The sequence below is a fragment of the Thalassobacterium sedimentorum genome (assembly GCF_031127905.1).
GTDB classification, from domain to species: Bacteria; Verrucomicrobiota; Verrucomicrobiia; order Opitutales; family Coraliomargaritaceae; genus Thalassobacterium; species Thalassobacterium sedimentorum.
On the sequence record NZ_JARXIC010000117.1, the window covers coordinates 1 to 667 of the forward strand.

Genomic DNA, 667 nt, shown 5'->3' on the forward strand with positions numbered 1-667 from the left:
CGTTATGCTAAAAAAATTCTCACTATCATATCCACAATGATTATCTTGGCATTCTGCTCAGATGAACGCTCAAATAATACAAATTCCAATAACCCATCAGAATCAAACAACATGCCCGATAAAGAAGCAACTGCGATAACACCTTTCCTGATGTTCACAGGAAAGGCTGAAGAAGCCATGGATCTTTACGTCACACTGTTCCCCAATGCAGAGATCAAAGAAATCACTCGATGGAGTGAGGGAGAACAAGGTGATGTAGGATCAATCAAGACTGCAACATTCTCGCTGAATGGTCAGAAAGTGATGTGCACAGATAGTCCTCCAGTGCATGATTTCACTTTTACTCCTTCCATTTCACTCTACGTTACATGTGCTAGCGAAAGTGATTTTGACAAGTATTGTGAAGCTCTCTCCAAGGATGGCAAATTTCTCATGCCACCCGATAATTATGGTTTCAGCTCCAAATTCACTTGGGTTCAAGATCGGTATGGAGTTTCATGGCAACTTAATCTTCCTTAGGAACCATATTCCAGACTAACAACGGGCATAACAAGTCGCAGCAGACCAACCCGCTACGGCGCCTTTTTTGCTAAGTTTTCACACAACTATAACCATTAACTCAGTAGCTATGCTCGCCCTCCCGTAGTGGGTGGCTGTGCTATGACGA

At 42.9% G+C, this 667-nt stretch carries 1 protein-coding gene; it reads left to right on the top strand.

Translation table 11 applies throughout. The features are described 5' to 3' along the window. Nucleotides 1–519: VOC family protein (locus tag QEH59_RS18650; RefSeq protein ID WP_308986898.1), on the top strand; the 519-nt coding region annotated here is incomplete at its 5' end. Nucleotides 520–667: the final 148 nt, after the last annotated feature.